This is a genomic window from Arthrobacter sp. KUASC02 (genome assembly GCF_059739395.1).
The window spans coordinates 153221-166593 of sequence record NZ_AP046053.1 but is presented as its reverse complement, the minus strand read 5'-3'; the positions used below and the strand labels follow the sequence as shown (position 1 = coordinate 166593).

Here is a 13373-nt window from a genome sequence, read left to right as displayed (position 1 = left end):
CTGCGCCAGGGTGTCGACGGCGAGCGGGCTTAGCGGCTGAGCCGCCCGGCCACGCTGAGAATCCTGTCCCTGATCGGCTGGGCGGATTCTGCGAGCACGAGCCTGGTCATTGCCGACGATGCCACCCGCAGGGCCTGGCTGCGCAACACGCGCCGTTTGTCGTACGCCTTGAGCGCCTCCGGGAGCGGCCGGGAATTGAGCAGGTCCGCAAGCGTGACGGAGTCAACCAGGGCTTCGCAGGCTCCGCGCCCAAGATTGGGCGTCATGCCGTGGGCGGCATCTCCCACCAGCACGGAGCCCGCCCGCACGTAGCTGCGCAGGGCAGGCACGGTCCAAATGCGCTGGGCGAGGGTCCCCTCCGGTGTTGCCCCCGCCAGGACACGGACGATTCCGGCCGCTTTTCCGGAAAACCGACGGCGGGTGAGGTCCAGCGCCGCTTCGACGTCGATGCCGCCAGGTCCGAGGTCTGACCGGTAGGAGGCGTACCAGTAGGTCCGCTGCCGGGAAGCCGGCGCGATGCCGAACAATTCGCCGCGGCCCCAGTATTCGCCGCCGCTGTCCGCAGGAACAGGTTCGTTGATGACGCCGCGCAGCGCGAGGTAGGGGCTGAGCCGTTCCCGGGACCGCGGACCCCAGTAGGCCCCGCGGACCACGCTGTGCACGCCGTCGGCCCCGACCAGCAGGCCGCCAGCGGGCAGCGAGGTCACCGCCCCAAACACACGGGTTACCGAATCCGGCACGGCGGCGTCCAGCTGCCGGAGCAGGTCCGCCCGTGAGATGCCGATGACGTCTGGTGCCCCGGCCCGAAGCCACGCTTTCCCGGTGGCATTCCGCAGCGCCATGGCTTCAAAGGCGGACCCTGCCGCCCGGATTTCCGGCAGGATCCCGACGGCTTCGAGGGCCCGCTGGGCCTCGGGCCACATAGCCAGGGACGTTTCCACTGCCGGGAGGACGTTCCGCTGCTCGTGCACGGTGACGTCGAAGCGGTCCGGGTCAAGCGTCGCGGCTAGTGCCAGCCCGGCAATGCCCCCGCCGACGATGGTGATGGCGTCCATTCACCGAGTCTACGGCGAAGGCGTCAGGGTCTACGCCGTACGTGTCAGGCGGACGGCCAGCCGGTGTAGGCCTCGGCCAGGTAGGCCCTGCCATGGCGGGAAGAGACCACCGAGTTGAGTTCGCCCAACTGGCGTGCGCGGGAAAAGTCATCGGCATCCACCGGCGTGTGGAGCATGGAGGTCATCCAGTAGGAGAACTGCTGGGCCTTCCAGACGCGCTCCAGGGCGCGGTCGCTGTAGGCGTCCAGCAGTGCCGTGGAACCTCCCTTGTAGAAGCTTTCCAGCCCTTCGAACAGGACCTTGACGTCGTGGATGGCAAGGTTCAGGCCCTTGGCACCGGTGGGCGGCACGGTGTGGGCGGCATCGCCGGCCAGGAACAGTTTGCCGTGGCGCATGGGGGCGTGGACGAAGCTGCGGAACTTCAGCACCATCTTGTCGATGACCGGGCCCTCCTTGAGCTCGAATCCGTTGCCGTTGACCCGGCTGCGGAAGGCGTCCCAGATGCGGTCCTCGCTCCAGTTGTTCACGTCTTCGTTGGGATCGCACTGGAAGTACATGCGCTGGACGGTCTCGGTCCGCTGGCTGATCAGGGCGAAGCCGTTGTCCGAGTTGGCGTAGATGAGCTCATCGGAGCTGCGGGGCGCCTCAGCCAGGATGCCGAACCAGGCGAAGGGGTATTCGTGGAAGTACCACTTGCGGTCTGCCTCGGGGATCTGGAAGCGGCAGTGGCTGCGGGAACCGTCCGCACCGGTGATGAAGTCGGCCTGCAGCTCGTATTCCACGCCGTCGGAGTCCGTGAACCAGACCTTCGGCGACCCCTCGATGTCGTGGATGGTGGTGTCGGTGACGCTGTAGCGGACGTCGCCGCCGTCGGCCTCACGGCGTGCGGCCAGGTCCATGAACACGTCGGTCTGCGGGTACAGCCACACCGACTCCCCCACCAGGTCCTTGAAGTCGATCCGGTGGCTTTCGCCGTTGAAGCGCAGCTCGATCCCGTCGTGCCGGTCGCCGTCCCGCAGCACCCGGTCCGAGACCCCGCTGTCCACCAGCATGTTCACGGTGCCGTGTTCCAGGATGCCGGCGCGGACCGTCTCCTGGATTTCCTTCCGGCTGCGGATTTCGATGACGGTGGATTCGATGCCGGACTTGGCGAGCAGGTGGGAGAGCATCAGTCCTGCCGGACCGGCACCCAGGATGGCCACTTGGGTGGTGATGATTTTTCGGGCTGCCATGGTGTTTCCTCGCTTCGTTGCGGGGCCCGGCGGGGAGGTGTCCGGGGCCTGTTGGATCGTCTGGCTACAGTGTGCTCCCGCAGGAGTGATCCGCGTTACAAGGATTCCGTTGAATGGAATTCGCCCGGCGAGCCTCTCCTAGTCCCGGACCTTAGTCCCGCCCCTCCGGCAGGCTTTGCGATTCACCGAGGCGTCGCCCGATTCCCCGGGCTGCTGTCTGCAGCGCCGGCACCAGCGCCTGTAGGCGCATCTCGCGCAGTGGAACCACGACGCCGATGGCCGCCACCGTCCGCTTCTTGCGGTTCATCACCGGGACGGCAATGCCCCAGGTGTCCGGATCCACCACGCCGGCGAGCTGGGCGTAGCCCTGGTGCGCGGCCTCCCCCAGCTGGATGCGGAGCTCTTCCACCGTCAGCCTGCCGGCAGGATCCGTAAAGCCTGCCAGGTATTCCGCCTGGACCGCGTGGGGCTGGTTGGCCATCAGGACCAGCCCGGCGGAGGACACATGCACCGGCATCCGACCGGCTACCTGCGCCCGGTTGGCCACGGAGCCGCGCCGCGACAAGCGCTCGACGAAGAGGGCCTCCCAGCCGTCCAGCACGGCGAGGTTCACGTTCTGGTTGAGTACCTGCTGGATGTCCTCCATGAACGGCATGGCAGCCCGGCGCAGTTCGAGTGTGGGCGAATTGCGGTTCACCAGCTCCCACAGCCGCAGCCCGAGCTGCACCGAGCCGCCGGATCCGACATCCAAGAGCCCGTGTCCCGCCAGCTGCCGGACCAGCCGGTGGGCTGTGGTGAGCGGAAGCCCGGCCCGGGCCGCGAGTTCGGAAAGCGGCAGGACGTTGACGCCTTCCGGAAAGGCGGCGATGACGCGGACCACGCGGTCCACCACTGAGTCCCCGGAGCCCGAGTTGGCCACATTTCTCCTTCCATTGAATGGTTTGAAGTGTCCCACACAACAGGGGCCAGTGGTACAAATCTCAGGAGAGGGAACGTTCGGTCCCGGCCGGAGCCACGGAGAAACCAACCGGCAAGAAATCAACTCTGAGGTAGCTATGTCAACGACGTCGTTGGAAAACAAATCACGCTGGCCTGTCTGGCTGTGCTGGCTGGCCATGGTCCTGGACGGCTTTGACCTGGTGGTGCTCGGCACCGTCATCCCGACCCTCATCAAGACCCACGATCTCGGCTTCGATGCCGTCGGCGCCACGTTCGCCGCAACGATCTCACTGGTGGGCGTGGGGCTGGGAGCGCTGTTCATTGCGCCGCTCTCCGACCGCTTCGGCCGACGGAACCTGCTGGTTGCCTGCGTGACGTGGTTCTCCATCTTCACGATTGCCGTGGTCTTTGCTCCTAACGTTGCCGTCTTCAGCATCTTCAGGCTGCTGGCAGGCCTGGGGCTGGGCGCCTGCCTCCCGGCCGCCCTGGCTTACATGAACGACTATGCCCCCGCAGGATCCGCCGGCAAGTCCACCACACGGACCATGACCGGCTACCACGCCGGGGCCGTGGCCACCGCCTTCCTGGCACTGATGGTCATCCCGGACTGGCGCATCATGTTCGTGGTTGGCGGTGTGGCCGGCTTCGTGCTGGTTCCGTTCCTCTGGTTCAGGCTTCCCGAGACGCTGCCGGCCGTTGTATCCCTCCCTGCGCTCTCTCCGGCGTCCGGCACCCATGCCACCAAGGCCGCTGAGCCCGCCGTCGAAGGACGCGCCAGCTTCCGGGACCTCGGCCGGAAACCGTACCCGCTCGTCGCGGCAGGCGTCGCCGTCGCCTCCTTCATGGGTCTGCTGCTGGTGTACGGGCTGAACACCTGGCTGCCGCAACTCATGTCCTCCGCCGGTTACACGCTCAACGCCGGACTCTCCCTGCTGCTCGTTCTTAACGTGGGCGCGGTGGCTGGCCTGGTGGTGGCCGGCATTCTCGCCGACAAGCATGGAACCAAAAAGATAGTGCTTCTCTGGTTCTTCCTCTCCGCCGTCTTCCTCGCAGCGCTCAGCGTCAAGATCCAGAATGAACTGCTCCTGAACGCGGCCGTGTTCGTAACAGGCGTCTTCGTCTTTAGCTCGCAGGTGCTGGTGTACGCCTGGGTCAGCCAGCTGTTCCCGGCCCGGCTGCGCGGCACTGCACTGGGCTTCGCCGCTGGTGTCGGACGCCTTGGCGCCATCCTCGGCCCGGCCGTGACGGGCACCCTGGTGGCCGCCGGAATCGCCTACCCCTGGGGCTTCTACGTCTTCGCCGGCGCGGCCGTCCTCGCGGTGGCGGCCCTCGTCCTGGTGCCGCAGGCGGTCACCGCAGCGGCAGGCAAGCGGACCGCCGTCGGGCCTTCCTAGCGGCCGGGCGCTCCAACCGAGGCGGTCCCAGCGGCGGGCCTTCCTACACGGCTATGCGCCGGGCGTGGTCCCACGCCCGCATCCGCCGCCAAACGGCGGGGGCACTCACAACGGCGATTCCGACGGCGGCGCCGATGACCGTCTCCACGATCCTGTCCCGCAGCAGGACTTCAGGGACAGCGGGCGCCGCCAGCAGCGTGGCACTGAGTGCCAGCGGCGTCACGAATATTTGCGCCAGGACGTACTGGCGGGCGATGAACATCTCGGCGCCGAACTGGCACGCGGCGATCACCAGGACCATCTGCCACGGGGCAGGATTCAGCAGCAGCACACCGGCCAGAACGATCAGGCCCAGCACGGTGCCGATGATTCTCTGGATCCCCCTGGCCACACGGTGTCGGGTGGTCCGGCCCACCAACGGAACGACCGCAGCCACCATGGCCCAGTAGTTGTGGCCGAAGCCGAGCCACTGCCCCACAATGGTGGCCAGCGTGCCGGCAAGCCCCGCCGCCACGACGTAACCCACCGCTTCGAGCCAGGCGGTGCGCTTCTCTTCCTGTGTTAGCCGTGCCGGCGCCGGCATGGCCCAAGGCGTTCGGCGGCTCCGCACCAGGCGTGAGGAAATGCCGATCAGCAGGCAGAAAACGGTGGTGAGAATAGCGACGACCATGCACTGCCAGAGCGGCGGCTGGTTCGGAATCGAAGCAATGGCCGCGAAGGCGAAGATATGGAACAACGAACCCGCCGGCCGGTGGCGCCACAAGGCAATCACCAGCGAACACGCGCCGGCAACCACCGTGGTGGCTGCCACCTGCGTCCAGGTGCTCGCGGTGTCCGACAGCCCCAGGGCCTGGCCGGCGCGGGCAGACAACGTGGCCATGAGGATGACGAGCAGCATGAGGGAACCGGCGCGCATCTGGATGAAGAGCCGCTTCCGGTGGAGCTCCCCGCGACCGTAGATTCCGGTGAAGGCACCGAAGGAGGCAAAGATCGCCAGGTCGCTCCGGCCGATCAGGACCAGGATGATCAGCGGAACAAAGACCCCCACGGCGCAACGGATCGCGACCTGATGGTCGTTATTGCCGGGGGCAATGGTGAACATCTCGGCGAAAAGCTTCAAGGGGGTCACGCCTTTCCGTACGGTGCCAGTCTGATGGCGGCAGCGTTGGCGTCCATTTCAAATCCTACGCCCGGCCGTTCGGCGGCCCCCTTGAAGCGGCCCGGCTCCGGTGGCAAGCTCGCCTCCCCGGGAGCGTCCGGAAGGGCCGGGCTGGTAGTGTCTATGGGTTAAATTACCGACTGAAACGCATACCGGAGGTACCCATGCTCAAAGGATTCAAGGATTTCATCCTTCGCGGCAACGTGATCGAACTGTCCATCGCCGTCGTCGTCGGCACGGCGTTCACGGCGCTCGTCAGCGCGTTCACCACCAACATTGTGAACCCGATCATCGCAGCCGCCGGCGGGGTCCAGACCGAGGGCCTGGGCTTCGCCATCTGGCCCGGCAACAGCAAGACGTTCGTCAATATCGGCGGCGTCATCACCGCGTTCGTGACCTTCCTCATCACTGCCGCCGTGGTCTATTTCATCTTCGTGGCGCCCATGAACAAGATCAATTCGCTGGTGAAGAGCCGGCTGGCGACGGCGGAGCCCGAGGAGGAGCCCATACCCGCGGACACCGCTCTGCTGGCCGAGATCCGGGACCTGCTGACCCAGCTCGCAGGGACCGACAGCGAACTCACCACCGCCGGATCGTCAGCGAAAGAGTCCGAAGGCTCCCGCTGACGATCCGGCCGTCAGGCGCTGGCCGCGTCTGTGCGCCGGAAGCCGCCGTTCCATTTGCCCCGCCGAACGGTGACGGGAATTCCGGCCGCCGCGAGCCGGACCGAACGAAGCACCCTCGACTGCTCGCCGGGGGTCAACTGGTGGTACACCGGCAGGACCACCAGCCGGTCCGCCAACCGCTCGGTGACCGAGAGGTCCGCCACGCCGGTGTCCCGGTCCCAGTACGCCGGCTGCCGATGGACCGCCGTAAGCCCGACGCCGGCAGAAATACCGTCGCGCGCCAGCCGCTCCAGGAGCTCGTCCCGCGGCAAGGCAAATGACGGCAGCACCTCCATCCAGAAGGATTGGAAATTGCTGGTGCCGTAGTCCGGGTCCTTGATGAACCGCAGCCCTGCGATCCGTGCGAGCGCGAGCTGGTAGCTGGCGACAATTTCCCTGCGGTGGGCTACTGCCTCGTGCAGCCGACCCAGCTGGACCAGGCCGATGGCGGCCTGCAGATCTGTCATGCGGTGATCCAACCCCGCGTCACTCCCGGCGTCGTCACGAAGGTCCCGGACCGCGGCGGCCCACGCCTCGTTCCGGGTGGTCAGCATGCCGCCTTCGCCGGTGGTCAGGACCTCACACGAATCGAAGGACCACACGGTCAGCTCGGCGCCGGCACCCACCGGCTGTCCCTGGTAGGTGGAGCCCACGCCGCAGGAAGCGTCCTCGATGACTGTGATGCCTAGCGGATCACACAGCTCGCGTATGGGTTCCAGGTCAACCGGCATGCCGCCCTGGTCCGCCACGATCACCGCCCGGGTTGCCGGTGTCAGGGCCTCCTCGATGGTTTCGCGCGATACATTGCCGGTTCCGGACTCCACATCGGCAAAAACCGTCCGGGCGCCCAGGCGGCTAACGGCGTCGGCGTTCGCAACTGAACAGAACGAGGGCAGAACGACGTCGTCCTGCTGTTGAACCCCGGCCACCCTGAGCGCCAGGTGGAGGGCAGCGGTCCCGCTGGACACTGCGACGGCGTGCGGCGCCTGCTGCGCCGATCCGAACGCCTCTTCAAACTGCCCTACGCGTGGCCCTTGCACCGTCCGGCCCGAAGAAAGCACCTGCACAACGGCGTCCGCTTCCTCCGGTCCGAGCCACGGCCTCATGACACCGATGTGGCTAACCGCACGGTCTTCGCTGATGGTCACCGGGACCTCCCGCTCGTCAAAAAAGAAATGGTATGCCCTTCCATTCAACGCGCCACTCGACGGCGCGGTCACGAGAGTCACGTACGCGCCTTTTCCCGCGGGGCGCCGCCGTCGCAGTGCGTATTACCCGCTTGGGAACCGCGGTGCTGCCCGGCGGGTAGGGCAGTACTTGGATTCCTTGCCGCCGGGCACCCCGGGGTTACTTGTGCGGGGCGTTCCGGAGGGGCGCCGGTCAGGGGCGCCGGGTCCCCGGGGTGCCCGGCGTAGCTCAGGTCCGGCGTTCCCGGTCCGGAACAGGGACCCTGAACGCGTCTTCCAGGAGGCCTTGGTCAGCGGGTGACGGATGGTTGTCAGCGAATTCTCTTGGGCGCCCGGAACTGCGTACCTGCCGTTCGGGCGAGTCCACCTCGGGACCGCCGGCATGTTTTGCCGGCTTTTCCTTGGTCCGCCGGCCGGCGCTGGCCAGCTCGAGGGAACGGGCGATGGAGACTGCTCCGAAGACAAGCACTACCCCGCCAACGCCCACGATGATCAGGGTCCGCAACCGGCTGGAGAACATCTCCTCTGCCTGCCCTGGCCCATCCACCGGAAGCGCCGAAAACAGGTAGCTCTCATCCGCGCCGTTGATCTTCTGCACGTCGTGCAATGTGCTGGTGAGACGGTTACCCAGTGCGACGGCGGTGTCCACCGCCTGTTCGGGCGAGGTACCGGAAGCAGAGAGTTCAAGGAGCATACCGGAGCCTAAGCTGCTGGCGCGAGACACCGAGTATTCAGTACCCAGACCCTGTTCCTGCAGGCTCTTGACTGTTTCCTGGGCACCCAGTTTGGTGATCAGTACCTGGGACAGCAGCGTGCTGTCCGGGCTTCTGAGGTACGGGTTGTCCCCGTTAATCTTGGCCAGCTGAGGGCTCGTTTCCAGTTCGAGAGCCGTGGGCACTTTCGGAGTGATAAGCGCGTAGGTCGTGGTGGCCTGATAGGTGCGCTGGCCGAAGAACATTACGTAGACACAGGCAACTACCGTGAGCACCACCACTGGCATTGCAACCCACTTGTGCCGCCAAAGCGTCTTGATTACGGAAATCGGATCCATGGTTTCTTCCTACCCCCAAGTGACTTTGCCGGTGTTAACCCGGGAGGGGTCGTTCCGGCCTTCGTTCAGTTGATTCTTGACCATCAGCCAGGAGGCTCCTGACAGACCTATGAAAAACGGCACCAGCAATGCGAAGACCTGAAACGACATCGAATCGAAGGTTGCCGACACTATGGTGGCGATGAGCCCGGATGCCGCACAGGCCGCGGCAAGCAACTTCAGCTCGTTGCCCTGCGCGTTCCTTGCTGCCGCCAAACCAGCAAGCGCGGGGACCGCAAGGTACGCCAGCAAAGCACATAGCCCGATTACGCCCATCGTCACAGCAACCAGCAGGTACTCATTGTCGAAGTTGTCTTTCGCCTCGGCTGGAAGCCAAGTCCCGGGGCCGGTGCCGAACAACGGGCGGGCAGAGACCAGGCGGAGTGCGAGCGGGTAGTCGTCGGTGCGGTACGTAATAGATGAGTCCGAGCTGCCTGCCGTACTGGTGTTGAACAGTGTGCTGATCAGTCCAGGAACTCCGACAAATAGACCGGCAGCGCCCACCGGTATGAGGACAGCCGACCAGCGTTTGGCTGTCCTGGGGAGGAATGGGATGGTGATCACTGTTGCGATAACGAGGCCGATGAGTCCTGATCTGGAAACCGTCATGGTATTTGCGAGCACAAGGAGGCACACCAAGATCCAGTGCATTCCCTTCCTGCCCCTCCGGTCGTGCAGGGCGCGCCAGATGGCCAACGGGAGCAGCATGGCGCTGACCACACCCAACTCGATGGGGTGTAGCGTAGTTCCCGCCACCCGCATCAACGCCCCCCGGGATTGAAACGCACTCGGGCTCCCATTTTCAGTAAATCCGACCATCAGCGCCGGCAGCGAGTCCAGCGGATTCCAGCGAGTCGTGAATTGAATCAAGGCAACTACGCAACACACCGCCCCGCCAGCCAGGACCCAACGGACTAGCGCCATGGCATCATCCATGGTGCGGACGGACTCGGTGGTCACAAAGGCAATACCGGCTGCAGCAAACATCAAGAGCATCCAGCGGTCCGCGGCGGCACGGCCTTCGACAGTGCTGGCGCCACTGAGGCCGGCGAAGAGGTGGGCGTAGCTAACGCAGGAAGCCAGCAACAGAAGCAGGACGGCTGCCCTCCCCGGGTGCCGGAACCTCAGCGGATCATGCAGGCCCAACAAAGTAGAGACAGCCCACAGCCCGAACAGCCCAAGGGCCAATAGTTCTGGAAGGCTTCCGCTTGCGCCGACTGGCGCAAGGACCATATAAGGCGGGACGGCCAGAACGCAGAACATGGTCACCTTGAGAAACCGCGGCGGACCTTTTTTCCCAACCGAGACGGCATACGGTGTGTCCTCGAAACTCATGGCCCCGCACTTCCGGTTGGTCCAAGAACGCGGCTGCTTTCGTCCCTTTCCCAGACTCCCGATCCCTTTGCACCTTGGCGGCCAACAATGGCAAGCCCCAGGTATACGGCGGCGTTTGCGGCAGTCAGCGGACCACGGACGGAACGGAGAACTTCCGTCAAGGTCTGCCGTGCCGTAGTGGCCTGTCCCGCGGCCGCATTCTGTTCGGAGTTGCCTCGGTACACCCTGTGAAGCACTGCAATCTGGTCCCTAAGCGTCCGCGGCGGACAAAACACCACCGGCTCCACGTCGAGCACGGACTTTTCTGAGGGTGCAAAAAGGCGGTCAACAAAGAGATCGTCGGCGGTCCGGTCGGGAAAGCGCTTAAACCGCCGATGCCCCATTTCGGACAACCCGTAAACACCGCCGGCCCAGAGCCCGTTTCGGACTGAGGGCAAACGCGAACGCGTCTGATAGTACGAGTGGATTATCGGGTGGGCGCCCCGAAGATCGTAGTGCACGGCCGGACGTGCCGCCAGGGGTCCGCCGGGCACCAGCGCGTTGAACACTCCTCGAAGAGCAGCCGGGCTGATCTGCACGTCCGCGTCCAAGTAAAGCCTGGGCCACAGTGAGGCTGCCGTATCACCGGCGTTTAGGGCTCCAGGTTTGGACGCCTCGCCCGACTCCAGCACGGTTACCCCTTCAAACGTGCGGGCGATTTCCGCAGTGTTATCAGTGCAGCCGTTGCAGGCGACGATCACTTCTATCTGACCCGATGCAGCAAGTGGCGCCAGCGGTGCAAGTGCCCGTGCGATGACGTTGCGTTCGTTGTGGGCGGGGATAATTACCGCGCCCGCGGGGAATTCTGTTGATCTCCTGTCGGTGCTGTCGGACCGGGTTGGACCCGGCAACTGAGGCCAGCTTCCTTCGTCGATCACCGTCTGCAGCACGCCCCGCCGGTCCGATTTCCAGCACCTGAGCGCTTCTGAGAGCACGACGGCGCCGCGGAATGCCGCTGCGTATACCGACGAGTGGTACTTGCGGATGTAGCGGATACGGTTGACGGCGAGCAGTGCGTTTAATTTTGCCGAGCTGCCCGAGCCGCCCCCGTCGTGAACCATGGTGGCCGCCGGCTCATACCAAACGGTGCCTCCCAGCGCCCTCAGCCGTCGGAAAAAATCAGTCTCCTCGGAATAGAGGAAAAACGACTCATCCCATTCAAGCGAATCAGTCAGGTTCCGCCGTACCATCAGCGCGGCACCTGTCGCCCAGTCAACTGTGTGAGGATGGGCATAGCTTTCAGGACTCAAGTCGATGGTTGCCAACCAGCCGGGCCGGTTGGGGGCATGCCGCCCCAGCAGCGCGTCGCCGAAGGCACGTGTGACGCCAGGTTCGCGAAAGAGGGTCCTACTCGTTGCACCGTCAGCGTCAGTCAATCGGGGGACCACGGCTCCGGCACGGGAAGCGCGCAGCCGGTGCAGCATCTTCTGTAGGCTGCCTCGACCCACCCTAAGGTCAGGGTTGAGCACGAGCACTGCCGGTGCGTCGCCGGCGCTTCGCATGGCGATGTTGATGCCGGCTGAATAGCCAAGATTTCCTCCCGTGTCGAGGACGATGGCATCCGGATTGCCCCGCCGTATTATCTCTACAGTGTCGTCACTGGAGGAGTTGTCGGCGACGACGACGCGCAAAGTCAGATCCTCCGTTTCCGCCCGAAGGCTGTCCAGGAGACGGCCGATATTACCGCCGCTGTTATACGTCACGACGACGGCGACGACGTCCGGCGAGCCCTCAAGTCCGGTGAACTGGCCGGGTGTCCGCGGCGCTGGACTGGCCGAGGACGGCCGCTCGCGCACGACAGGCGGTACCGTGCAGGAAGCAGTCCGCAACTTGATGTACGCCTGCGGGCCGTCAATAAGGTAGCGGCTGGCGAGTCGTTTAGGCTCCAGTGCGAGGCGGTAGCCCCATTCCAACCCGTGCTCGCTGGCCCATTGAGGTGCGCGCTGCACCCTCCCTGCCAGGAAGTCGACAGCCGCGCCGAATGCCAGGAGCACTGGCGCCCCGGTGGATGCCCCGTAGCGGTCGATCCACAGCTCTTGGCGGGGCTTGCCGAGCCCGACGTACAGAATCTGGGCGCCGGCGGCCGCAATGTCCTTGGCAATCTGTTCTGAGCGTTCGGCAGAGGCCAGTTCATCCCTGTCCGGCGACCACATCCCGGCCACCAGCAAACGGGGGTGTTCCTCCTCGATCTTCCGGGCCAGCAGCCGCTGGTTTTCCGCGGAGCCACCGAGAAAACCGACCCGAAGGCCCAGTTGCTCAGCCCGCGTCAGCAGCGGCGCGGCGAGGTCACTGCCGGCCAGCCGGGGCCAGCGGTGCCCGGTCAGCCTTTGGGACTGCGACACGAGCGGCGCACCATCGAGCAAATAGAGCCACTCGACCGTGCTGGCTGGATCGGCGTGCAGCGTGCCTTCCCATCGGCCACCGACACCAAAGTGGTGCAGATGGTCGAGATTGACGGAGGCTACACCCATTGGCGGAAGGCCGAGCTCTCCGGCCCGATCCAGGATTAGTTCCAGGGCCGGCTCCGGATCCATCAGATCAACCGGGGTGCCACCCAAGATGACTTTGTTGACATCCAAGTTTTCCATGTCGCCCCCTCAGTTCGTTTGCGCGGGCACGAGCTGCCCGTTGGTTTCGAGGTAACGCCGGCCAGTGACCGGGCAGAGCCAACTGCCGCCGTCGTCCTGCTTGAGCGGGTGGCCCGCTTCGCCCACCCAGCCCATTTGGCGTGCCGGCACGCCAGCCACCACGGCATAGGCCGGGACATCCCTGGTGACGACGGCGCCAGCGGCGACGGTAGCCCACTCGCCGATGGCGATGGGTGCGATACAGACGGCGCGGGCTCCGACGGACGCGCCTTTGCCGACGGTAACGCCGACGGCCACCCAGTCGTCGGCTCCCTTAAGCGTTCCGTCGGGTGTGATTGCCCGCGGGTGCAGGTCGTTGGTGAGCACGGCGGCAGGCCCAATAAAGACACCGTCGGACAGCCGCGCCGGTTCATAGACGAGTGCGTAGTTTTGGAGCTTGCAGTTGTCCCCAAGCCGAACGGCAGGCCCAACGTAGGCGCCGCGGCCGATATTACAGTTGCTGCCCAGGGTGGCCTGTTCCCTAATCTGCGCCAAATGCCAGACCCGGGATCCGTCTCCGATGCTGGCGGACTCTGCCACGTCTGCCGATGGGGCGATGGTGATCATACTGTTCCTTCCAGGAATCACTGAGCCGGCCGCGGCCGGAGTCACTCGGGTCAAATTGCGCGGCGGGCGTGCTGGCACGGTGGC

At 65.3% G+C, this 13373-nt stretch carries 11 protein-coding genes; 2 read left to right on the top strand and 9 right to left on the bottom strand.

Annotated elements, in window-relative coordinates; genetic code table 11:
• Positions 1-29 precede the first annotated feature (29 nt).
• The 3 genes from AC6JAC_RS00750 to AC6JAC_RS00740 form a co-directional block, all read right to left on the bottom strand.
• Positions 30-1055, bottom strand: coding sequence for an FAD-dependent monooxygenase (locus AC6JAC_RS00750; protein ID WP_028271448.1), 1026 nt, complete (start codon positions 1053-1055; stop codon positions 30-32).
• Positions 1056-1099: 44 nt separating this feature from the next.
• Entirely contained in the window at positions 1100-2287 is a 1188-nt protein-coding gene (locus AC6JAC_RS00745) for a 4-hydroxybenzoate 3-monooxygenase (RefSeq protein WP_028271447.1), read from the bottom strand.
• Between the two features lie 151 nt (positions 2288-2438).
• Positions 2439-3206: an IclR family transcriptional regulator gene (locus AC6JAC_RS00740; RefSeq protein ID WP_028271446.1), complete on the bottom strand. Its 768-nt coding sequence runs from the start codon at positions 3204-3206 to the stop codon at positions 2439-2441.
• Between the two features lie 136 nt (positions 3207-3342).
• On the opposite strand from AC6JAC_RS00740, the gene AC6JAC_RS00735 reads away from it, so the two are divergent.
• Positions 3343-4620: an MFS transporter gene (locus tag AC6JAC_RS00735; RefSeq protein WP_028271445.1), complete on the top strand. Its 1278-nt coding sequence runs from the start codon at positions 3343-3345 to the stop codon at positions 4618-4620.
• Positions 4621-4663: 43 nt separating this feature from the next.
• Here the strand turns inward: AC6JAC_RS00735 and AC6JAC_RS00730 are convergent, their stop codons facing one another.
• Entirely contained in the window at positions 4664-5740 is a 1077-nt protein-coding gene (locus AC6JAC_RS00730; protein WP_028271444.1) for an FUSC family protein, read from the bottom strand.
• Positions 5741-5943: 203 nt separating this feature from the next.
• On the opposite strand from AC6JAC_RS00730, the gene mscL reads away from it, so the two are divergent.
• Positions 5944-6405 (top strand): large conductance mechanosensitive channel protein MscL, encoded by a 462-nt coding sequence (gene mscL / locus AC6JAC_RS00725; protein ID WP_028271443.1) that lies wholly within the window; start codon positions 5944-5946, stop codon positions 6403-6405.
• Positions 6406-6416: 11 nt separating this feature from the next.
• On the opposite strand, the gene AC6JAC_RS00720 is transcribed toward mscL, so the two are convergent.
• The 5 genes from AC6JAC_RS00720 to AC6JAC_RS00700 all read right to left on the bottom strand — a co-directional run bounded on the left by AC6JAC_RS00720 (position 6417) and on the right by AC6JAC_RS00700 (position 13289).
• A complete protein-coding gene (locus tag AC6JAC_RS00720) occupies positions 6417-7592 on the bottom strand; it encodes a DegT/DnrJ/EryC1/StrS family aminotransferase (RefSeq protein ID WP_081818900.1) in 1176 nt (391 codons plus the stop codon).
• A 268-nt stretch (positions 7593-7860) separates the two neighbouring features.
• Positions 7861-8682 (bottom strand): YveK family protein, encoded by an 822-nt coding sequence (locus AC6JAC_RS00715; RefSeq protein ID WP_051628921.1) that lies wholly within the window; start codon positions 8680-8682, stop codon positions 7861-7863.
• 9 nt (positions 8683-8691) lie between these two features.
• Positions 8692-10056, bottom strand: a complete 1365-nt coding sequence (locus AC6JAC_RS00710; protein WP_051628920.1) for an O-antigen ligase family protein — start codon at positions 10054-10056, stop codon at positions 8692-8694.
• Entirely contained in the window at positions 10053-12683 is a 2631-nt protein-coding gene (locus AC6JAC_RS00705) for a WecB/TagA/CpsF family glycosyltransferase (RefSeq protein WP_081818899.1), read from the bottom strand. The genes AC6JAC_RS00710 and AC6JAC_RS00705 overlap by 4 nt, the downstream gene beginning before the upstream one ends.
• 9 nt (positions 12684-12692) lie before the next feature.
• Entirely contained in the window at positions 12693-13289 is a 597-nt protein-coding gene (locus tag AC6JAC_RS00700) for an acyltransferase (protein WP_028271442.1), read from the bottom strand.
• Positions 13290-13373: the final 84 nt, after the last annotated feature.

Coding starts and splice junctions, on each gene's coding strand:
- AC6JAC_RS00750 (WP_028271448.1), bottom strand. CDS start 1,055: ATGGACGCCATCACCATCGTCGGCGGGGGCATTGCCGGGCTGGCACTA.
- AC6JAC_RS00745 (WP_028271447.1), bottom strand. CDS start 2,287: ATGGCAGCCCGAAAAATCATCACCACCCAAGTGGCCATCCTGGGTGCC.
- AC6JAC_RS00735 (WP_028271445.1), top strand. CDS start 3,343: ATGTCAACGACGTCGTTGGAAAACAAATCACGCTGGCCTGTCTGGCTG.
- mscL (WP_028271443.1), top strand. CDS start 5,944: ATGCTCAAAGGATTCAAGGATTTCATCCTTCGCGGCAACGTGATCGAA.
- AC6JAC_RS00715 (WP_051628921.1), bottom strand. CDS start 8,682: ATGGATCCGATTTCCGTAATCAAGACGCTTTGGCGGCACAAGTGGGTT.
- AC6JAC_RS00710 (WP_051628920.1), bottom strand. CDS start 10,056: ATGAGTTTCGAGGACACACCGTATGCCGTCTCGGTTGGGAAAAAAGGT.
- AC6JAC_RS00705 (WP_081818899.1), bottom strand. CDS start 12,683: ATGGAAAACTTGGATGTCAACAAAGTCATCTTGGGTGGCACCCCGGTT.
- AC6JAC_RS00700 (WP_028271442.1), bottom strand. CDS start 13,289: ATGATCACCATCGCCCCATCGGCAGACGTGGCAGAGTCCGCCAGCATC.